Here is an 18457-nt window from a genome sequence, read left to right as displayed (position 1 = left end):
CCGCGCGAAGATGGAATGGCATTCGCCGGCCCGATCAACATTAGCAGTTACTTGAATACAAGGCCAGCCGACAGGTAGACGTCCTACGGCAAGCCGATCGCGACGAGCCCTCGCCTACCTTACCGCCCGCCACGCCGCGATCATGGCGTCGGCGGCAATTTCGCCCTGCCTGTCGTCGGTCGACCAGGAAATCACCGACACCCGCATGACCTGGCGGCCGTGCCATTTGGCGCCGCCTGCAAAGCAGACGCCATCGGCCTGCAGGCGGGCAATCGTCTGCAGCGTCAGCCGGTCGGCCTCCTCGTCCGGGCGGTCGGCGCCGAAACGCACGACGAACTGATTCAGCACCACGTCGTTGGGCACGGCAATGGCATTGTCAGCGCGCAGCCTTTCCGCCATCGCTTCCGCCACCTTGCAATGGCGAGCGACCATCGCGGCGATGCCGTCGCGGCCGAGATGCTTGATCATCGCCCAGGTGGCGAACCCGCGCGCGCGTCGTGACAGTTCGGGCACGTAATGGCTCGGGTCGCGCTCGTCCTCGAAGGTTGACGGCAGATAGCTCGCTGCGATCGTCATGGCACGGCGATGGGCCTGTTCGTCGCGCACGATGGCGTAGCCGCAATCATAGGGCGTCTGCAGCCATTTGTGGCCGTCCGTTGCCCAAGAGTCGGCGGCATCGGCGCCCTCGGCCAGATAGCTGCGTTCGGGGCAGGCACGCGCCCAGAGACCAAAGGCACCATCGACATGCACCCAGGCACCGATACGCCGGGCGATGGGAACGATGCCGGCGAAATCGTCGAAGGCCCCGGTGTTGATCTGCCCGGCCTGCAGGATGACGATGCAAGGTCCGGAGACCTGAGCGGCGGCCATGGCAAAATCGGCCACCGCTATGCGACCATTGTCGTCTGTCTTCAGACGCCGGACGCGGTCGTGGCCAAGGCCGAGGAACTGCAGTGCCGAGAAAACCGTGGCATGGGCGTCGTCGCCAATCAGCACCGTGATCGGCGGCGCGCCGAACAGGCCTTGCGCCTCGACATCCCAGCCGGCCTGCCGCAGGACCGCGCCGCGGGCCGCCGCCAGGCAGACGAAATTGGCCATGGTCGCCCCAGTGACGAAGCCGATGGAACTTTCCCGCGGCAGGTCGAGAAGCTCGAGCAGCCAGCCGCCGGCGATCGTCTCGACGGCCGAGGCCGCCGGCGTGGCGTGATGGTTGCCCGTGTTCTGACCCCAGGTGCTGGTCAGCCAATCGGCACAAACGCCGACCGAATGGGAATTGCCGCAGACCCAGGCGAAGAAGCGCGGACCTGTCATCCTGTGCAGGCCGGGCTCAGCCTTCGCGGCAAGCTCGTCAACCACACCGAGCCCAGCGCTGCCTCCTTCGGGAAGCGGCTCGCGGAAACTGTCCAAGGCCTGCCGATACGACACCAACGGCCGCTGCGGCCCTGAGGCAATGGCGTCGCGAAAACGCGTGGCGTGATCGGCTGCTCGCTGGAAGAGTTCGCCTGTGGAAGCCTCGCCCAGACCGGTATCCCCCGTTGCGGAAGGCCGCTGGCTCGCCAAGGCCTGCAGCATCGGGTCGAGGATCAACGCATCCTGTGTCATGACGATATCTCCTATAGCCAGTCGATCCTGTATTTGTGCGACGCGGCCGCATATGCCTCGGGCATCACGGCACCGCTCGCCTCGGCGGCGGATAGCTCACGGAAGAAGCCTTCGAAGCCGGCCGGCGAGGTCATCGTGAGAAACCTGCCGGTGCGCGGCACGACGCGCCTATGCGCATGCGGCACACCACGCGGCGCGAACATCATTCCGCCCGGACCAACGCGAAATTCCTGGTCACCGCAGCGGAAGACATGCTCGCCCGCGATGACGTAGAAGAGCTCATCCTCGTTGGTGTGCCTGTGCAAGGGCGTGTCGAGCGGATCAATCTCCTCGATGATAGAGAAGGCGCCGCCGGTGGTGTCGCCCGCGGCTTTGATCACGAAATCGGCACCGCTGAAGCGAAGCCGCTCGCCCTGCTCGGCATCGAGCTTGTATGCGGATGATCTTGCCATGCCGCTTATCCCCTCCTCCGCTTCGGGTGAGACACTGCTCAATTCACCCGAAAAAGGTTGCTCCGTCAGCCAGCGCTCGCCGAGGTGCCGGACGAGCCCCAGCCCGGTTCCCGGCCGATCAGCCATCCCATCAGAGTGCGTCGCGCCCCGCCACCCGATTCTTGCATGGATGCTCCAACGGGTCTGGAACCCTTGTGGCGCCAGTATCGTGCTTGGGTTCTGATGAATCCAATGATATCAATTCAGCATCATGCTGAACGAAATAGACCTATCGCGCGCCGATCTCAATTTGCTGAAACTGTTCGAGGTGGTGCTCCAGGAGCGCCATGTCGGGAGAGCTGGCGACCGTCTCCGGCTGTCTCCCTCGGCGATCAGCCACGGGCTGCGCAGGCTGCGCAAACTGCTCGACGATCCGCTCTTCCTGAAGACGCCGAAGGGCGTCGTGCCGACGCCGCGCGCGCTGGAGGTGGCCGAGCCTATCGCCAATATTTTGGCGCAGATCCGGCGAATGGTTGTGGCGGTCGAGCCTTTCCGCCCGGAGACGTCGAACCGGCGCTTCACCATCAGCGCCGCCGACGCGCTTTCGGCGGTGTTCCTGCCGCCACTTGTCGAAAAGCTGGCCACGGCCGCGCCCAATATCGATCTCACGGTGCTGCAAATGCTGCCCTATCGCAAAGGCGGGCCTATCGAACGGACCTGGCGGCCGGTGCTTGCCGAGATCGACGCCGGCCTAGTGGATATCGCCGTCGCGCCGCTGGACGACGTGCCGACGCGCTTCACCCGGCGCGCTATGCTCAAGGAGCGTTTTGTGATCGTGATGCACGCCGGTCATCCCTTTGCCGAGGAACCGACGCTGGAACGCTACTGCACTATGCGCCATTTGGTGGTCTCGTTCACCGGCGAAAGGAAGGGGCTGATCGACGAAACTCTGGAAGCGTGCGGCCTAGCGAGACGTGTTGTGCTGACGGTGCCCAATTACACCATGGCGCTGGCAGCGGTCGCCGAGTCCGACCTCATCGCCGCCGTGCCGGCCGTGCTGGCGGCGAGGCAGGGTCCGCGTCTCGGCCTGGTCAGCGTCGACCTTCCGCTCGACACTGGCTACGTCCCGATCTGCGTTATCGCCCAGAAAGCGGTGATGGCAGATGCCGGCCTGACATGGATGTTTGAGCAGGTCTGCGAGGCGGTGCAAACGCACTATGTCGATCCTGCCTCCCAACTGCCGGACTAGAATCTTACCTGAGAGAGGTAGCTACGCATCGGCAGAAGACTTGAACTCTTCGAGGCGATCGCCGACGAGCCGTTCAAGTTCATCATCGGGGAGCTTTCCCGAGTAGCCATCGCGAAAGCGCCGAGCTCCCTCGTAGTCGACCTCAAAGCCTGCATATTGATAATGTTGCGCCCGGATCAGCGCATCGTCGGCCGGCCGCATTTGATAGTCTCGGCTGGCTATTTGCGGCGGAAGAAGTGGATAGCGGCTGACAGCAATCGACTGTTCGCCAGCGGCAACGGCGCGGCGCTCGCCAAGCGCAATCTCGTGCTGTCGGACGGCGACAGCACCTGGCAACATCTTCAGGGCTGTCCGGTAGTCAGGGCCGAGCGCTTTTCGCAATTCGGCCTTCCCGATATACGGCCGCAGCTCTTTGAGAATGACAAGTCGCGCAAAATAGCGGCCGTCTCGATATAGCGGCCGTCTCGATTCAGGAGATTTCGAACGCGGCCGGTCATAAATTCCACCCGATCTGTTACGGTATTTGTAACGTCAGAATGGACAATAACCGTTGCGTGTCAATGACTTCAACAATTTCAAGGAGGTAGGCTGGTGCTGCGAGAGAGGATTGAACTCTCGACCTCTCCCTTACCAAGGGAGTGCTCTACCACTGAGCTACCGCAGCCGCTGATGGCGGGGCTTCTGCCATATCGAACCGACAAGCGCAAGGCATCTGTGAAAGGCTTTGCCAGACAAGTTTCGCTGACATGGCCGCGCCACAATGCTAGCTATCCCAGAACGGCAAGCCTGCCAGTCACGGGTGGGACGGGACGATGAACGACAAGACAATTCCACCGAAAAGGGCCGATCCGGCAAAAAAGAGCGGAACGGACCGCAAGGACCGCCTGGCAGAGCAGCTGCGCGCCAATCTCATGAAGCGCAAGGCGCAGGCGCGTTCACGGCGCAACGGCGACGCTGACAAGCAGCGCGCCGGCGACGCCGACCAGCAGCGCGCCGGCGACGCCGAGCAGCGGCCGGAAGGCCTGGCGGCTGCTGAAAAAATGCACAAGGACTAACCAAAAGCCGCCACACTGGCCCGCCACCTTGGCCAAAGGGGCAGGAAATCCTATTTCTTGAACCAAGCCGGCCAATGGTCTAGACGGGCCGATACTCAAACTGACGAAAACCGGCCTTTCGGGCCGAGGGGACATTCTCTCATGGATCGCATCAGAATTGTCGGCGGCAACAAGCTCGCCGGAAGCATTCCGATTTCGGGCGCGAAAAACGCAGCCCTGCCGCTGATGATCGCGTCGCTGCTGACCGACGACACGCTGACGCTGGAAAATGTGCCGCATCTGGCCGATGTCGAGCAGCTGATCCGCATCCTCGGCAATCACGGCGTCGATTATTCGGTCAACGGCCGCCGCGAAAAGCAGAATGAGGGCTATTCGCGCACCATCAATTTCTCGGCCCGCAACATCGTCGATACGACCGCGCCTTACGAGCTGGTGTCGAGGATGCGGGCGTCGTTCTGGGTGATCGGCCCGCTGCTGGCCCGCATGGGCGAGGCGAAAGTGTCGCTGCCCGGCGGTTGCGCCATCGGCACGCGGCCGGTCGATCTGTTCCTCGAAGGCCTGCAGGCGCTGGGCGCCGACATCGATGTCGACACCGGCTATGTGCTGGCCAAGACCAAGAATGGCCGCCTTGTCGGCAACCGCTACGTGTTCCCGAAAGTCTCGGTCGGCGCCACCCATGTGCTGATGATGGCGGCGTCGCTGGCCAAGGGCGAGACGGTGCTGGAAAACGCCGCCTGCGAGCCCGAAATCGTCAACCTCGCCGAATGCCTCAACGCCATGGGCGCCAGGATCTCCGGCGCCGGCACGCCGACCATCACCATTGACGGCGTCGAATCGCTGTCAGGCGCGCGCGTGCGCGTCATCCCGGACCGCATCGAGACCGGCACCTATGCCATGGCGGTGGCCATGACCGGCGGCGACGTGGTGCTGGAAGGCGCCCGCCCCGAGCTGCTGCAGACCGCGCTGGACGTGATTGCGCAGACCGGCGCCGAGATCACGCCGACCAATTCCGGCATTCGTGTGCGGCGCAACGGCGCCGGCATTGCGCCGGTCGACGTCACGACGGCGCCCTTCCCGGCCTTCCCGACTGACCTGCAGGCACAGTTCATGGGCCTGATGACCATGGCCAAGGGCAAGTCGCGCATCACCGAGACCATCTTCGAAAACCGCTTCATGCATGTGCAGGAACTGGCCCGCCTCGGCGCCCACATCACGCTGTCGGGCCAGACGGCGATCGTCGACGGCGTCGCCAAGCTGAAGGGCGCGCCTGTCATGGCGACCGATCTGCGCGCCTCGGTGTCGCTGGTCATCGCAGGCCTTGCTGCCGAAGGCGAGACCACGGTCAACCGCGTCTACCACCTCGACCGCGGTTTTGAGCGGCTGGAAGAAAAGCTGTCCAAGTGCGGCGCGGTGATCGAGCGGATTTCGGCTTAACTGCGCGGCAGTTATTCCAGACAAACAGGAGTCTGGTGCTGCCTTCATTCCCCGATGACACCTTAAACCCGAGGCGCCAGCCCCGGGCCGCGGTTGCACGGACCGGAAAGACCGCCTAACAGAGGGCTGAAACCAACTTTCAGGTGTGCATTCGGCATGGCAGCCCTCAAACTCATTGCGCTCGACGATCAGGATCTGAGCATCGTCTCGGCCCACGTCCAGGACGCCGTGATGAAGGTCTCGGACCTCGAATATTTGCCTTCGGCCAAGCGTTTCCTGCTGACCATGAACCGCTTCGTCTGGGAGGCGAAGTCCGGCCTGTTCAGACAGCACAATGAACGGCGCCAGGCGGTGCTGCATTTCGATCGCGTGCTCGGCGCCAAGACCAACGGCATCGCCCGCGACCGACCGGCTGAGGTGCTGTCGCTGCTGGCGATCAGCTTCGTCGAGATCAGCAAGCCCGCCGGCATCGTCGAACTGGTCTTTTCGGGCGGCGGCACGATCATGCTCGACGTCGAGTGCATCGAGGCGCGGCTTGCCGATATAAGCGGCGCCTGGGAAGCCACCTCGCGTCCGGTGCACAGGGGCTAAGGCATGATCCCAAAAAATGGGTACCGGTTTTTGTCGGACAAAACGGGAATCGTTTTGTCCAGAGATCATGCTCCAACAAAGGGTTAGATCATGGTGAGATTTCAACCAACTCTCATCATGATCTAGACGCAGCCCATGGCTATCACGCTCCGACAGTCCGATGCCGATTTCGAGCAGCGCTTCGCCGCCTTCCTGACCACCAAGCGGGAAGTCTCGGAGGACGTCGACACCGCCGTGCGCGCCATCATCGCCCGCGTGCGCGCTGAAGGCGACGCGGCGCTGATCGACTATTCCCGGAAGTTCGACAAGGCCGATTTGAGCCAGCTCGGCATCGCCGTCTCCAGGGACGACATTGCTCAGGCCTACAAGCAAGCCGATCCGCAGACGGTCGAGGCGCTGAAATTCGCCCGTGACCGCATCCGATCCCATCACGAACGGCAAATGCCCAGGGACGACCGCTATACCGATGCCGCCGGCGTCGAATTGGGCTCGCGCTGGACGGCGATCGAGGCGGTCGGGCTCTATGTGCCGGGCGGCACAGCCAGCTATCCAAGCTCGGTGCTGATGAACGCCGTACCGGCAAAGGTGGCGGGCGTCGAGCGCATCGTCATCGTGGTCCCGGCGCCGGGCGGCGTCATCAACCCGCTGGTGCTGGTGGCGGCCGACATTTCAGGCGTCGCGGAAATCTACCGCGTCGGTGGCGCGCAGGCGATCGCGGCGCTTGCCCATGGCACCGAAACAATAAAGCCGGTCGCCAAGATCGTTGGACCCGGCAATGCCTATGTCGCCGCGGCCAAGCGCCAGGTGTTCGGCACGGTTGGCATCGACATGATCGCTGGCCCGTCGGAGGTGCTGGTGGTGGCCGACGGCAGCAACGATCCCGACTGGATTGCCGCCGACCTTCTGGCCCAGGCCGAACATGACGTGTCGGCGCAATCGATCCTGATCACCGACGATCCCGCGTTTGGCAAAGCCGTCGAACAGGCGGTTGAGCGCCAGCTGCAAAGTTTGCCGCGCGCAGAGACGGCTGCAGCCAGCTGGCGCGATTTCGGCGCGGTGATCCTGGTGGACACAATCGAGGCCTCGCTGCCGCTGGTCGACCGCATCGCCGCCGAACATGTCGAGTTGGCCATCGACGACGCCGAGGGTTTCCTCGCCAGGATGCGCAATGCAGGTGCGGTGTTTCTGGGCCGCCATACGCCGGAAGTCATCGGCGACTATGTCGGCGGCTCCAACCACGTGCTGCCGACGGCGCGTTCGGCACGTTTCTCGTCGGGCCTGTCGGTGCTCGATTTCGTCAAGCGGACCTCGATCCTGAAGCTCGGACCAGAGCAACTGAGAGCACTTGCGCCGGCGGCGATCGCGCTGGCCAAGGCGGAAGGCCTCGACGCGCATGGCCGCTCCGTCGCCATCCGGCTGAACATGTAGGCGGACATGGCGGACTGCGATCCAACCCGCGCAAGGCTGATCGACGTCGAACTCGACGAATCGATCGGCCGTTCGACGCCCGACGTCGAACATGAGCGCGCGGTGGCGATCTTCGACCTGATCGAGGAAAACAGCTTTCAGCCGGTCAATGACGACGGCGCCGGGCCTTACCGGCTGAAGCTGTCGCTGGCCGAATCCCGGCTGGTGTTTGCGGTCGCCCGCGAGGATGGCGCTGCTGTCGTCACCCACATCCTGTCGCTGACCCCGCTCAGACGCATCGTCAAAGACTATTACCTGATCTGCGAAAGCTATTACGACGCCATCCGCTCATCGACGCCGAGCCATATCGAGGCGATCGACATGGGCCGGCGCGGCCTGCACAATGAGGGCTCGCAGACGCTGATGGACCGGCTTGCCGGCAAGATCGACATCGACTTCGACACGGCGCGGCGGCTTTTCACGCTGGTCTGCGTGCTGCACTGGCGGGGTTAGATCAGGATGACGCTTCGTTGAATGGCCATCCTGATCTGCCTCTTTGTTGGAGCATGATCTCGGGACAAAACTATTCCCGTTTTGTCCGAGAAAACCGGTTCCCACTTTTCGGGATCATGCTCTAGTGGCCGCGCTGCCCCGCTCCATCCTGTTTTTGTGCGGCATGAACGCCGTGCGCTCGCCGATCGCCGAGCAGCTGGCGCGGCGCATGCTGCCGCCGACCACTTTCGTTGCCTCTGCCGGCGTGCACAGGGGCGAGCGCGACCCGTTTGTCGATGCAGTGCTGGCCGAAGAAGGGCTGACGCTGGGCGAGCGCCAGCCGAGAGCAATGGAGGATCTCGAGGACGACTATTTCGACCTGATCGTTACGCTGGCGCCGGAAGCGCACCATGCCGCGCTCGAACTCACCCGCTCGCTTGCCGTCGACGTCGAGTACTGGCCGATGCCGGACCCGACCGATGTTGGCGGCAGGCGCGAGCAGATCATGGCCAGCTATCGCGACGTGAGAGAACGGCTGAAAGCGCGGATCAGCCGACGTTTTTTGCTTCCAGAAGCAAAAAACGCGGTGGATTAATGGATGTCGCTCAAAAGTGGTCCCGGTTTTGAGACAACGACATGCATAACAAAAGCTTAGATCGCGTCGCATATGACGCGATCTAAGCGTGTTCACAAGCGGACGATTATCATATAGGTTCCGCCGAAATTCCGGCCTGGGCACTCCAGGACGCGGAACTGCAATCCAAGCAAAGGTATCGAATGCCGAAGGAAGAAGTCCTCGAGTTTCCGGGTGTCGTGACGGAATTGTTGCCCAACGCGATGTTCAGGGTGAAGCTCGAAAACGAACACGAAATCATCGCCCATACGGCTGGCCGCATGCGCAAGAACCGCATCCGCGTGCTGACCGGCGACAAGGTCCTGGTCGAGATGACGCCCTATGACCTGACCAAGGGCCGCATCACCTATCGTTTCAAGTAAGAATTAGATCCGGACCGCGATGAGCAGTTTGCAGAAGCTGGTGCTTGCCTCGGGTTCACCGCGCCGGATCGAGCTTTTGCAGCAGGCCGGCATAGAGCCGGATCGCGTGCTGCCGGCCGATGTCGACGAGACGCCGCTGCGCGCCGAACATCCGCGCTCGCTGGCCAAGCGGCTGTCGACGGAAAAAGCCGAGAAGGCGCTGGCTTCGCTGAAAAGTGAGGAAGACTACGCGCCGGGGTTCGTGCTGGCAGCCGATACGGTGGTCGCGGTCGGGCGCCGCATCCTGCCCAAGGCCGAGACGCTGGATGACGCCGCCAATTGCCTTGGGCTGTTGTCAGGCCGTTCGCACCGGGTCTATTCCGGCATCTGCCTGATCACGCCGGGCGGCAAACTGCGCCAAAGGCTGGTTGAATCCAGGGTTCGCTTCAAGCGGCTGCCGCGCGAGGAGATCGACGCCTATGTCGCGTCGGGCGAATGGCGCGGCAAGGCCGGCGGCTATGCCGTGCAGGGTCTCGCCGGCTCCTTCGTCGTCAAGCTGGTCGGCTCCTACACCAACATCGTCGGCCTGCCGCTCTACGAGACGGTAGCGCTGCTTTCCGGCGAAGGCTTCAAGGTCCACACCAACTGGCACACCGCGCGGCCATGAGCCTGGACGACAAGGTCACGCCGCTGCGCCCGAAGCGCCCCTGCCCCGAATGCGGCAAGCCATCGGCGCGCGAGACCTATCCCTTCTGCTCGACGCGCTGCAAGGACATCGACCTCAACCGCTGGCTGAAAGGCGCCTATGTCATCACCGCGCGTGATGATGAGGAGGAGAGCGACGAGCCGAAGTAGGGTTTGCGCGGCGCCGGCCGCGATCATTTCACTTGGCCGACCTTGCGCGATTGCTACTTTGCCGACGCCTATCGAGCCCCGTCACCTATCCGCGACAATTGCCCCGGAAAATCGGCGCTTAGGCGCTGGACAGGCCGGATTCCCGTGCTATAACCCACGCGCTTTCAAGGGGCGCCCACGGCGCTTTCCTGAAATCCGGTCAACGATATCTTGTTTGCCGGCGAGGCCCAGATAGCTCAGTTGGTAGAGCAGCGGACTGAAAATCCGCGTGTCGGTGGTTCGAATCCGCCTCTGGGCACCATCTCTTTCTCCGAAGAAATCAGGTGCGTGACCTCTTGTCGGCAGCAGGCGGATTCCGGATTCCGGGCCGCTGAATATGCCGGTGCGCCTCCGCAACCGAACTATGAACTTTCGGGGCGCACGGTCTCCACGCCCAGCGAACCGGCCGGCAGCGGCTGCAGCAGTTCGGCTTCCGGCTTTGTCAGATTGAGCCAGGCGGACCAATCATCAGGTTGAAGGACCACGACCTGGCGATTGTGATAGGGCGCGATATCCGGTCCAGGCTCGGTCGTCAGCATGGTGAAGCTGGGCGGCTTGTTGCCGACGGCTTCACGCCAGAGCCCCGCGATGGCCATGAACGGAGAGCCCTTGAGGGTGAAGCGATGCTTAGCCTTCGGATATTTGGTGCCGGTGAACTCGAAGAAGCCGGATGCCGGCACGAGACAGCGTTTGCTGCTCCCGAATTGCCGACCTTCGGAGCGGAAGTTGAACACCGGTCCGCCTTTTGGTCCGGCCGGTGGAAATCCGAACGTCATCGAAGCCAGTTCGACGACGCCGGTGTCGCCGGCGACGCGCATTATCGGGGCCGGATCATTGATGTGGATGTCGTCCGCCTGCGGCAGGTCGAGTTCGGTTTGGTGGGTGGGGATCTCGAGCGCCAGCGACTCCAGCATCCGGCAATATTCAGCCCAGAGAATATGCTGTTCATAATCGTTGCACATGGAAGGCTCCGGACCGGACTGCCAAGTCTACGTTACGGCAAACGAAGCGGCGATGAAAAGCAACGGGCCGCTCTAGGCATCACGCTCAACCAGTATGTCGGCCTCGATCGCCGCATTGACGAAGGCGGCGCGGGCGTAGCGGGCCTCTTTCAGGCCTTCGAGAGCGCCAAGGCAGGCTTTGCGGGCCGCGACATGATATCGGCCCGTCTTCACGGGCCAGCGGTTGATGAGGATGTCGGCGGCCTGGGCGACACGCTCGACCTTGTAGATCGTGTTTCTGGACCTGCCGAGTGCGACGCGAACCGGCTCATCGAAATGCTGGTCTTGCATGTTTCCCTCCCGAACGCGACCGCAAGTCAATTCGGGAGAGCCAGTTCGGTTCCACAGGCACGATTTGCCAACACAAAAATCCCGCTTGCCGAAATCACTTTGCGCACAGGGGCCAGATTGCGGATTTGATTTGCTTGGTAATCCACTCTTCCTAGGGCAAACTACCTGCCGGGGCTGCAGGAGGAGACATGCGAGCACGCGCAGCTACGATCGGCGATCTCGAAAGTGTTTTTCGGGATTTGTCCACGCGTATGTCGGACGAGTATGCGGCCGCCGGCAAGGACATCAAGGCCGCCTACGACAATCTCATGATGAATTTGAAGGAAGGCCGGGCGCACGCCCTGGTCGAGGGCGACAAGACGGTGGCGATCATCGCCTGGCATGAGAACAGCGACGCCGCCGACACGCTGTTTGCCGCGCAGGAGGGTTTTTTCAGCGCCGCGACGGTCCGCTTCTGCCGGCGCCACATCCGCCATGTCCAGGCGCTCGCCGGCAACCTTCCCATCCACTCGCGCAGCTGGCTGCAGCGGGCCGACGTCGCCAAATGGTTCCGCGTCATCGGTTATGTCGAGCGCGGCCAGGAGAACGGCGCCACTGTGTTCGAATTGCCGCCAGCCCGAGCAGCGCAATCGATGCGTGCCGCATAGGGCTGCGCCCTCACGGAGGCGATCATAGAAAAGCCCACCGCCAAGAAGGCGATGGGCCGACATTCGCCTGCAGCGGGCTTAGATTTCGGGCTGATCGAGCGCCTCGTAAATCACCCGTTCCAGCGAACCGAAGTCCTCTTCGATCTCGCTGACCTCAAGGCCTGAATGCCGAGCATCCAGGGCTGCCAGCGTGGTCAGGATTCGAGCTGTTGCCTTGTCGGCAGGCAGTTCACCCGGCAGGTGCTCATGTATCCAGCCTTGCATAAAATCAACGCCGCGCTCGCTCATTGAATTGTTCTCCTGCCTGCAGTTCGATCGGAAATCACTCTCCCAAAATGACCCCGGAGGCGACAATCTGGGCCGTCAGCCTGGTGAGCTTCCCCCGCTTCACAAGCACCGGTTTCTCGTAGACTTTCTTCATGGCGGCGCCTTTCGCGACTGATCGCTCGCAAGAAATAACGCCTTCGGCGCGCCGGCGTTCCACTGCCGCTTTCACGCAACCCCAGTGCAAGCCGGTGCCAAGCCCGGCTTCATGCTGCTCTTCCCTGGGATCGGAATCAGCCTAAGACCGGAAACGGTTTGCAAGCCGCTTCTTCAGCCCGCGCAGCGACAGGCTTCGCCTGAAGGAAAACCAGGCGATGCGCCGGCGCACCTTGCGCATGGCAGCGGCGTGGATGGCATCGGCGCTGCGGCTTCCCTGACCAAGCCTCACGGGCGGGGCGAATGATGCCGGCCGAATGATGCCGCGCAGCGCCTGTGCATGCAAATCGGCATAGCGGCCGTAATTGACGCCCGCATCCCAGCCTGGAGGCCGCGCCAGAACCGTCGGGTTGTTGTTGATCTCGAAGGTCTGGATGCGGCCGTCGACCACGCCATAGTCAATACGGCCATAGTCGATCTCGGCCAGCGCGAACACACGCTCGATCTCGGCTGCGTGCGGATTGTCAGCGACATAGGCGCGGCTTTCGGCCCGGTCCGCTTCAGTAAATCGGGTGCTTGGAAACTTGATGTACCAGCTTTCGTTGATGAAGCAGTGCTGCGGGTAGACAGTGGGGCCGACCTTGTAAGCGGAATATTTGCGGAAGCGACCGTCGCCCGAGGGCGCGGCGCCATATTCGACGATCATCAGGTCCGGGTCCTGCCGAACTGGATCCGGCAGCGCGGCGACTGCGCCTTCGAGCGCCTGCGCGCTGTCCAGCAGGCCGGTCAGCGGCGGATCGTGGCGGCTTTCCCAGCGCACGAAGACCGGAAAGCGCGAAATGGCGTCACGCCGATCGAGGCGGTGGACGTCGAAACTGTTGAGGCCGGCTTGCTTCAACCGCTTCAGGAGGTCGAAGCGGCCAGGCACAAGGGCGGGATTGTTGAGTAGCAACAGGCCGGGATTCTGCGCAGCGATGCTGTCGAACAGGGAAGCGGCGGCCTGCAATTGATCTGGCGTCAGCCTTTCGAAATCGGTGAAAACGAAGGTCCCAGGCACAACCGAACCAAGATTTCCAGCCTCTTCATAGGGGATTATCCGCAAGACATCGCCTAGCCCGTGCGGGTAATAGCCAAGGAACACACCTATCGTGTAAGCGTTCTGGCGGGTACAAAGGTAGTAGATCGGGCCAAAGCCTGCGGCAACGCTCGTGGTCATGACCCTGCCGACCGGTCGAAGTTGGACAGGTGGCGGCGTTTCAGGGTTCCCTGGCGGGGGTAACGGGGGTTATTCACAAGAAAATGCATGGAGAATTTCCGTCAACCGACCACAGCTGGCGACAAGTACGCGCCGGTTGCTTCAATGGTTCCACAGACATCTACGCGATTTACGACGAGATGCGCCAGCGAGCACCTGTTTGGCAAGCGCCGTGGGGCGATGTCTACATAACAAAATACGATCTCGTTTCGTCCTGTCTTGTCAACCGGCAGTTGTCGCATGTCCCGCCGGGCGAAGCAGACGCCGATACCCAGCGATCAGCCGTCAATGACTGGCTGATGTATCAGGAGGGACGCGCGCATGCCGCAATCCGGCAGGCATTGCAGCAGCCCTTCGTCGGCAACGGCATGGCGGCGCTGGCGCCGGTTGTCGCCGAGGCCATAGACCAGCTGGTTACGAAGGCGGACCTGTCCGGCACGGTCGACGTCGTCGCCGCTTTCACCCGCGCGGTGCCGGAGCGCGTCATCGGCCACCTGCTTGGCGTGCCAGCCGAAGACATGCCGATGCTGCGCGCCTGGTCGGCGGCGATCCGTACCATGCTCGACACCGGTTTCGACGACGCCTTCAGCTCGATGCCGAACGCTACCGACGCCATGTCGGCCTATTTCACCGAGCTGTTGCGCGGCCAGCTTGTCGCCGGCGAGATGCCGCCGCTGCTGGTCGGCTTGCCGGCCCTGGCCGACGCAGTAGGGCTGACGGTCGCCGGCCGCAACATCGCGTTCCTGGCTTTTGCCGGTCATGAGACGACCGTGCATCTGCTTGGCAACATGCTGTTCCACCTCGCCCACGCGCCAGCTCAATGGGCTGCCTTGCGGGCCGACCCGCATCTGGTCGCCAACGCGGTTGCCGAGACGCTTCGGCTTGAAAGCCCGGTGCAGAAAATCTGCCGCTGGCCGCTGCGACCGACCGCGCTCGACGGCCAGCCAGTCGACAAGGAGCAGATGCTTGTGCTGCTCGTCGGCGCGGCCAATCGCGATCCGGCCCAGTTCCCGCAGGCGCAGCGCTTCGACCTCAGCCGTCCAGGCAAGCAGAACCTCGCTTTCGGCCGCGGCGCCCATGTCTGCATCGGCAAGGCGCTGGCCGAAATGGAGGGAAAAGGGCTGCTGGAGGCGGTGCTCCATCGCTGGAAAAGCATTGAGCCGGTGCCGGGCGGAGCAAGATGGATGGACAACTCTTCGATCCGCGGACTGGACTCGCTGGCCTTGCGGCTGGTTGCCTGACCGGCGACGGATCAAGGCCCGGTCGCTTCCAGCGTGGCGATGAGATCGCTGTCGGCCTGCCGCAGCAGCACCGGCGCCTTCATGCCGGCAATGCTTATACCGCTTTTTAGCCGATGCCGCTTCAGCCGGCCATAGAGATCCTCGACCGACGTCGCCTGGACGGGGCCGAGCTGGCCGATCCGGCGGGCATACTCATATTGTGGATTGGCGCCAAGCTGGGCATCGAGCTTTTTTCCCCACGCCCCGCCTGATCCGGCCGGACCGGCTTCGATGAAGAGACGGTAGTGCGGATGCGGCTCGGTTGCCGCAACGACCAGCGCATAGGCCTGCTGCTGGCCGAGCCCGATCTTGCCAAGACAGAGGGCGACGAACGCCTCGGTCAGCTTCTCACCGCACAGATCAGACACCATGCCGGCGCGGCCGACGAATTGCAGGCGCGGCGTGTCGCCGTCGAAGCCGACGACTTTCACCATGTCCTGCGTGTCGTAGCGATAAAGGCCGGAGCCGGTGGTGACGATCAGCCGATAGGTCCGGCCGACCTCCAACTGCCAGGCAAAATGACTGGGTCCGTCATCGTCGACAAATTCGAAGAAACCGCTTTGCGATGCCAGGATCGATCCAGGACCCTCGCCATAGGGAAATGAAACGGCGGCTTCCGTCGACATCAGACCTTTCGACTGGATAAAGGCGTGGGGGAACAAGGCCTGCAGTTCGGCCGCGAAGCCTTTGCTCGATGCATCCGTCCAGCAACTGATGATGTCGAGCCCCGGCCAGATCGCCGAGAGGTCGCCTTGCGGGCCGCAGAGCGCTTTCTCCAGCGTCTCGATACGGTCGCGGACCGCGGCGGCGGGGTGAGTTGCTGCCAGCATCGAGCTCAGCTCGGGCAAAAGCATGGTCCGATCACGCCGCATCGCACGCAGGATTTCGGTGAAGTAGGTCGGGCTCCACACCCACACCAAGGCAAGATCCTCGGCGGCCAGAAGATGCAGGCAGGTCTGGCGTTGCCAGGTCTCGAAATCAGAGAGCAGCCTGAGCTCCATCGGCACCGCCGACAGGGCGATCAGGCTGTCGCGCAAGGCGTCGAAATAGGCGAAAGGCACGGGACTGCCGAGCCGGTGCGCGCCGATGCGCTGGTCGAGCGAGCGGCCGACGGGGCTGAGCGCAAAATAGCTGCGCCCACGCGTGACCCTGGGCCGTCGGCGGATCAGGTCGGCAAGCCAGGGATAGAGGCAGTCGGTGAAGGCCCTAAGCCCTGTATCCGTATAGGGAATGCTCTTGGAGCCGCCCGAACTGCCGCCGGTCTGCTCGATGAACCGGATCGGCTCGGTCGTCAGCACCGCGTCTCCGCCGCCGATCGCACGGCTGATGTAAGGCAGGAGCGTGGCATAGTCGGCGATCGGCACCAAATCGCGAAACGTTTCTGCCGAGCCGATTTCGGCGAACCGGTGGTCCTTGCCGAACACCGTTGAACGATTGGCGCTGACCAGGCCCGCCAGGGTGCGGCGCTGGGCTGTTTCGACGTCCTTCAGCTCAGCGCGGAATCCGGCGTCGGTGGCCGCGGTCAGATCGGCAATCCGCGCCCAGGCCTCAATGACCATCGGCAAGGCCTTCGGCGAAGCTGATCGCGCCGTAGCGCTTCAGGTTGGTGATATCGAATTCCGCCACGCAGGCGAGTTCGACACCGCGAAAATGTTCAGGATTGGCTTTGAGGAAGAAGGCCGCGTAGCGATTGCGCGTCGCTGTTTCCTCGACGCCTGCCCATTCGTGCCGCAGATGTCCTTGCGACTGGCCGAAGTCGATCAGCCCAGTTTCCGGATTGAAGTACCGTCCATAGCGCGCCGACGCGATCTCGTTGCGTACCCGCGCCAGATCGTTCGTGTCCTGCCCCTCGATCGACGGAAAGAAGTCGCGGAAAAAATTGGGCAGGATGCGGAAGGTGCGATGGCCCATCATGATGGAAAACCAGAACAGCCGGCCTTCGCCGACTCTCGCCTTGACGGTGCCGGCGGCGCGAAACCAGGCGCGCAGCAGCACCGGATCGCCCCAGCGCGAGGAATCCAGAACCGTGTCGCCTGAGAAAAGATAGTGAACCATCTTGCCGTCGATCTTCTGGCTTCCGACAAAAATGGTTGAGAAACCTATGATCTCATCCTGGCGGCTGATCACGACAACAACCTCTTTCTCGGTGAGATCGTGCTCGAACCGGCCGCGATCTGCGGCCTCGTAGTATTTTTCATAGAGGCAAAACATCTCGTCGCGATCGCTTTTGCTGAGATCGCGCACGGGTATCGTTCCGGATTTGGTCGAACCGGCGTTATGCGACACGGTTTCCCCCCTTTGATCGATGCCCTGCATGCCGACATAGGGGATACCACCCCGCCATTTCAACTGAAAATGCCTTTGGTTACCGGAGAACAATCCGCTCAACCGCTGGTCGAGATCGCTCTGCCCGGCAAGACACAGGCCACGTCTCAACGGCTGTGCATTGGCAAATAAGGATGTTTGCGTCGCGGCAGGTTGCGATGCCGTTGCCGGGCGTGGCATTTGTCGGTGTCGATCATTGGGATGGCAAAACAGGATCATGGCACGGCCTCCAAACATCACCCGACAAGCCGCCGCCAAGGCAGGCGTCAGCCTGAACCGGGCGCTTTCCAAACTTGGCCTGTGTTCGCGCAAGCAGGCCGAGCTGCTGATCGCCGAGGGGCGCGTGCGGGTCAGCGGCAAGGTGGTGCGCGATCCGTCGCTTTGCGTCGATCTCAATCGTGACCGCATTGCCGTCGACGGCGCGCGCATCGCTGCCGAGGCAAAGGTCTATCTGATGGTCAACAAGCCGCGCGGGCTGGTCACCACCCGCGACGACCCCGAGGGGCGCGGCACCGTTTATGACTGCCTCACCGGGCTCGACCTGCCTTTCGTGTCGCCGGTCGGGCGCCTCGACAAGGCCAGCGAAGGCCTGTTGCTGATGAGCAACGACACGCATTGGGCCAATGGCCTGCTCGATCCGGCGTCGCATGTCGCCAAGACCTATCACGTGCAGATCGGCGCCGCGCCCGACGAGGCGATGCTGGCGCGGTTCCGCAAAGGCGCTGATGTCGACGGGGAACTGCTGACCGCAAGCTCGATCGATCTGCTGCGCAGCGGCGGCCGCACTGCGTGGCTGGAAATCGTGCTCGACGAGGGCCGCAACCGCCAGATCCGCCGCCTGTTCGGCGCTTTCGATGTCGAGGTGCTGAGGCTGGTCAGGGTGGCGATCGGCGGCTTGCAGCTCGGCGAGCTACCCAAGGGTAAGGCGCGGCATCTGACACCAGAGGAACTGACGCTGCTTTCGGCTACGAGAGCGCCGTAACCCCCTCACCCGGATTGCCAACCGAATTGCGAAGGGCAATTCGGGGCAATCCGACCTCTCCCCGAGGGGAGAAGAGGGGCAGGCGCCGACGCTTGCCTCTTCTCCCCACGGGGAGAAGGTGGCCGC

22 protein-coding genes and 2 tRNA genes are annotated in these 18457 nt (G+C 62.9%); 14 read left to right on the top strand and 10 right to left on the bottom strand.

Features of this window, described 5'->3' with window-relative positions; genetic code table 11:
* Positions 1–114 precede the first annotated feature (114 nt).
* Positions 115–1572: a pyridoxal phosphate-dependent decarboxylase family protein gene (locus AC1DXM_RS25735; protein WP_477237679.1), complete on the bottom strand. Its 1458-nt coding sequence runs from the start codon at positions 1570–1572 to the stop codon at positions 115–117.
* A 41-nt stretch (positions 1573–1613) separates the two neighbouring features.
* Positions 1614–2180, bottom strand: coding sequence for a cupin domain-containing protein (locus tag AC1DXM_RS25730; protein ID WP_477237444.1), 567 nt, complete (start codon positions 2178–2180; stop codon positions 1614–1616).
* A 124-nt stretch (positions 2181–2304) separates the two neighbouring features.
* Here AC1DXM_RS25730 and AC1DXM_RS25725 point away from each other — a divergent pair, with 124 nt between their 5' ends.
* Positions 2305–3282 carry a LysR family transcriptional regulator gene (locus AC1DXM_RS25725; protein ID WP_477237442.1) on the top strand — a complete coding sequence of 326 codons (978 nt, stop codon included), beginning with the start codon at positions 2305–2307 and terminating at the stop codon, positions 3280–3282.
* Positions 3283–3303: 21 nt separating this feature from the next.
* On the opposite strand, the gene AC1DXM_RS25720 is transcribed toward AC1DXM_RS25725, so the two are convergent.
* Positions 3304–3663 (bottom strand): hypothetical protein, encoded by a 360-nt coding sequence (locus AC1DXM_RS25720; RefSeq protein ID WP_477237440.1) that lies wholly within the window; start codon positions 3661–3663, stop codon positions 3304–3306.
* 208 nt (positions 3664–3871) lie between these two features.
* Positions 3872–3946, bottom strand: a tRNA-Thr gene (locus AC1DXM_RS25715).
* A gap of 148 nt (positions 3947–4094) precedes the next feature.
* On the opposite strand from AC1DXM_RS25715, the gene AC1DXM_RS25710 reads away from it, so the two are divergent.
* From AC1DXM_RS25710 to AC1DXM_RS25665, 10 genes are all read left to right on the top strand, one after another.
* Positions 4095–4337 (top strand): hypothetical protein, encoded by a 243-nt coding sequence (locus tag AC1DXM_RS25710; RefSeq protein ID WP_477237438.1) that lies wholly within the window; start codon positions 4095–4097, stop codon positions 4335–4337.
* A 141-nt stretch (positions 4338–4478) separates the two neighbouring features.
* A complete protein-coding gene (gene murA / locus AC1DXM_RS25705; RefSeq protein WP_477237436.1) occupies positions 4479–5771 on the top strand; it encodes a UDP-N-acetylglucosamine 1-carboxyvinyltransferase in 1293 nt (430 codons plus the stop codon).
* A gap of 156 nt (positions 5772–5927) precedes the next feature.
* Positions 5928–6362: a DUF2948 family protein gene (locus AC1DXM_RS25700; RefSeq protein ID WP_477237434.1), complete on the top strand. Its 435-nt coding sequence runs from the start codon at positions 5928–5930 to the stop codon at positions 6360–6362.
* 135 nt (positions 6363–6497) lie between these two features.
* A complete protein-coding gene (gene hisD / locus AC1DXM_RS25695) occupies positions 6498–7790 on the top strand; it encodes a histidinol dehydrogenase (RefSeq protein WP_477237432.1) in 1293 nt (430 codons plus the stop codon).
* 6 nt (positions 7791–7796) lie between these two features.
* Positions 7797–8282, top strand: coding sequence for a UPF0262 family protein (locus tag AC1DXM_RS25690; protein WP_477237430.1), 486 nt, complete (start codon positions 7797–7799; stop codon positions 8280–8282).
* A 124-nt stretch (positions 8283–8406) separates the two neighbouring features.
* Positions 8407–8856: an arsenate-mycothiol transferase ArsC gene (locus tag AC1DXM_RS25685; protein ID WP_477237428.1), complete on the top strand. Its 450-nt coding sequence runs from the start codon at positions 8407–8409 to the stop codon at positions 8854–8856.
* A 182-nt stretch (positions 8857–9038) separates the two neighbouring features.
* Positions 9039–9257, top strand: coding sequence for a translation initiation factor IF-1 (gene infA, locus AC1DXM_RS25680; RefSeq protein WP_006200926.1), 219 nt, complete (start codon positions 9039–9041; stop codon positions 9255–9257).
* Between the two features lie 19 nt (positions 9258–9276).
* A complete protein-coding gene (locus AC1DXM_RS25675) occupies positions 9277–9903 on the top strand; it encodes a Maf-like protein (RefSeq protein WP_192252197.1) in 627 nt (208 codons plus the stop codon).
* On the top strand, positions 9900–10091 hold the full coding sequence (yacG, locus tag AC1DXM_RS25670; protein WP_436258269.1) for a DNA gyrase inhibitor YacG: 192 nt from the start codon (positions 9900–9902) through the stop codon (positions 10089–10091). Before AC1DXM_RS25675 ends, yacG begins: the two co-directional genes overlap by 4 nt.
* A 225-nt stretch (positions 10092–10316) precedes the next feature.
* Positions 10317–10392, top strand: a tRNA-Phe gene (locus AC1DXM_RS25665).
* A gap of 100 nt (positions 10393–10492) precedes the next feature.
* Here the strand turns inward: AC1DXM_RS25665 and AC1DXM_RS25660 are convergent.
* Positions 10493–11092 (bottom strand): SOS response-associated peptidase, encoded by a 600-nt coding sequence (locus tag AC1DXM_RS25660; RefSeq protein ID WP_477237425.1) that lies wholly within the window; start codon positions 11090–11092, stop codon positions 10493–10495.
* A 72-nt stretch (positions 11093–11164) separates the two neighbouring features.
* Positions 11165–11422 (bottom strand): DUF982 domain-containing protein, encoded by a 258-nt coding sequence (locus AC1DXM_RS25655; RefSeq protein ID WP_112561894.1) that lies wholly within the window; start codon positions 11420–11422, stop codon positions 11165–11167.
* 188 nt (positions 11423–11610) lie between these two features.
* On the opposite strand from AC1DXM_RS25655, the gene AC1DXM_RS25650 reads away from it, so the two are divergent.
* A complete protein-coding gene (locus AC1DXM_RS25650; protein ID WP_112561893.1) occupies positions 11611–12069 on the top strand; it encodes a hypothetical protein in 459 nt (152 codons plus the stop codon).
* 78 nt (positions 12070–12147) lie between these two features.
* On the opposite strand, the gene AC1DXM_RS25645 is transcribed toward AC1DXM_RS25650, so the two are convergent.
* Both AC1DXM_RS25645 and AC1DXM_RS25640 read right to left on the bottom strand, forming a co-directional pair.
* Positions 12148–12357 carry a DUF768 domain-containing protein gene (locus tag AC1DXM_RS25645; RefSeq protein WP_192252188.1) on the bottom strand — a complete coding sequence of 70 codons (210 nt, stop codon included), beginning with the start codon at positions 12355–12357 and terminating at the stop codon, positions 12148–12150.
* Between the two features lie 274 nt (positions 12358–12631).
* Positions 12632–13705, bottom strand: coding sequence for a hypothetical protein (locus AC1DXM_RS25640; protein WP_477237422.1), 1074 nt, complete (start codon positions 13703–13705; stop codon positions 12632–12634).
* A gap of 179 nt (positions 13706–13884) precedes the next feature.
* Here AC1DXM_RS25640 and AC1DXM_RS25635 point away from each other — a divergent pair, with 179 nt between their 5' ends.
* A complete protein-coding gene (locus tag AC1DXM_RS25635; protein ID WP_477237420.1) occupies positions 13885–14985 on the top strand; it encodes a cytochrome P450 in 1101 nt (366 codons plus the stop codon).
* Positions 14986–14996: 11 nt separating this feature from the next.
* Here the strand turns inward: AC1DXM_RS25635 and AC1DXM_RS25630 are convergent, their stop codons facing one another.
* Together AC1DXM_RS25630 and AC1DXM_RS25625 are read right to left on the bottom strand one after the other, a co-directional pair.
* Complete coding sequence (locus tag AC1DXM_RS25630) at positions 14997–16583, bottom strand: GH3 family acyl-acid amido synthetase (protein WP_477237418.1); 1587 nt, start codon at positions 16581–16583, stop codon at positions 14997–14999.
* Positions 16573–17568 (bottom strand): hypothetical protein, encoded by a 996-nt coding sequence (locus AC1DXM_RS25625; protein WP_477237416.1) that lies wholly within the window; start codon positions 17566–17568, stop codon positions 16573–16575. Before AC1DXM_RS25625 ends, AC1DXM_RS25630 begins: the two co-directional genes overlap by 11 nt.
* Here AC1DXM_RS25625 and AC1DXM_RS25620 point away from each other — a divergent pair.
* A complete protein-coding gene (locus tag AC1DXM_RS25620; protein ID WP_477237414.1) occupies positions 17567–18331 on the top strand; it encodes a pseudouridine synthase in 765 nt (254 codons plus the stop codon). The genes AC1DXM_RS25625 and AC1DXM_RS25620 overlap by 2 nt on opposite strands.
* Positions 18332–18457 lie beyond the last annotated feature (126 nt).

This window comes from Mesorhizobium sp. P3_A2, assembly GCF_056403115.1.
This window is presented reverse-complemented; position numbering and strand designations above follow the sequence as displayed.

Excerpts from the sequence above, each read along its gene's own strand:
- AC1DXM_RS25735 (WP_477237679.1), bottom strand. The coding sequence starts at position 1,572 with ATGCTGCAGGCCTTGGCGAGCCAGCGGCCTTCCGCAACGGGGGATACC.
- AC1DXM_RS25730 (WP_477237444.1), bottom strand. The coding sequence starts at position 2,180 with ATGGCTGATCGGCCGGGAACCGGGCTGGGGCTCGTCCGGCACCTCGGC.
- AC1DXM_RS25725 (WP_477237442.1), top strand. The coding sequence starts at position 2,305 with ATGCTGAACGAAATAGACCTATCGCGCGCCGATCTCAATTTGCTGAAA.
- AC1DXM_RS25710 (WP_477237438.1), top strand. The coding sequence starts at position 4,095 with ATGAACGACAAGACAATTCCACCGAAAAGGGCCGATCCGGCAAAAAAG.
- murA (WP_477237436.1), top strand. The coding sequence starts at position 4,479 with ATGGATCGCATCAGAATTGTCGGCGGCAACAAGCTCGCCGGAAGCATT.
- AC1DXM_RS25700 (WP_477237434.1), top strand. The coding sequence starts at position 5,928 with ATGGCAGCCCTCAAACTCATTGCGCTCGACGATCAGGATCTGAGCATC.
- hisD (WP_477237432.1), top strand. The coding sequence starts at position 6,498 with ATGGCTATCACGCTCCGACAGTCCGATGCCGATTTCGAGCAGCGCTTC.
- AC1DXM_RS25690 (WP_477237430.1), top strand. The coding sequence starts at position 7,797 with ATGGCGGACTGCGATCCAACCCGCGCAAGGCTGATCGACGTCGAACTC.
- infA (WP_006200926.1), top strand. The coding sequence starts at position 9,039 with ATGCCGAAGGAAGAAGTCCTCGAGTTTCCGGGTGTCGTGACGGAATTG.
- AC1DXM_RS25675 (WP_192252197.1), top strand. The coding sequence starts at position 9,277 with ATGAGCAGTTTGCAGAAGCTGGTGCTTGCCTCGGGTTCACCGCGCCGG.
- yacG (WP_436258269.1), top strand. The coding sequence starts at position 9,900 with ATGAGCCTGGACGACAAGGTCACGCCGCTGCGCCCGAAGCGCCCCTGC.
- AC1DXM_RS25660 (WP_477237425.1), bottom strand. The coding sequence starts at position 11,092 with ATGTGCAACGATTATGAACAGCATATTCTCTGGGCTGAATATTGCCGG.
- AC1DXM_RS25655 (WP_112561894.1), bottom strand. The coding sequence starts at position 11,422 with ATGCAAGACCAGCATTTCGATGAGCCGGTTCGCGTCGCACTCGGCAGG.
- AC1DXM_RS25650 (WP_112561893.1), top strand. The coding sequence starts at position 11,611 with ATGCGAGCACGCGCAGCTACGATCGGCGATCTCGAAAGTGTTTTTCGG.
- AC1DXM_RS25645 (WP_192252188.1), bottom strand. The coding sequence starts at position 12,357 with ATGAGCGAGCGCGGCGTTGATTTTATGCAAGGCTGGATACATGAGCAC.
- AC1DXM_RS25640 (WP_477237422.1), bottom strand. The coding sequence starts at position 13,705 with ATGACCACGAGCGTTGCCGCAGGCTTTGGCCCGATCTACTACCTTTGT.
- AC1DXM_RS25635 (WP_477237420.1), top strand. The coding sequence starts at position 13,885 with ATGCGCCAGCGAGCACCTGTTTGGCAAGCGCCGTGGGGCGATGTCTAC.
- AC1DXM_RS25630 (WP_477237418.1), bottom strand. The coding sequence starts at position 16,583 with ATGGTCATTGAGGCCTGGGCGCGGATTGCCGATCTGACCGCGGCCACC.
- AC1DXM_RS25620 (WP_477237414.1), top strand. The coding sequence starts at position 17,567 with ATGGCACGGCCTCCAAACATCACCCGACAAGCCGCCGCCAAGGCAGGC.
- AC1DXM_RS25625 (WP_477237416.1), bottom strand. The coding sequence starts at position 17,568 with ATGATCCTGTTTTGCCATCCCAATGATCGACACCGACAAATGCCACGC.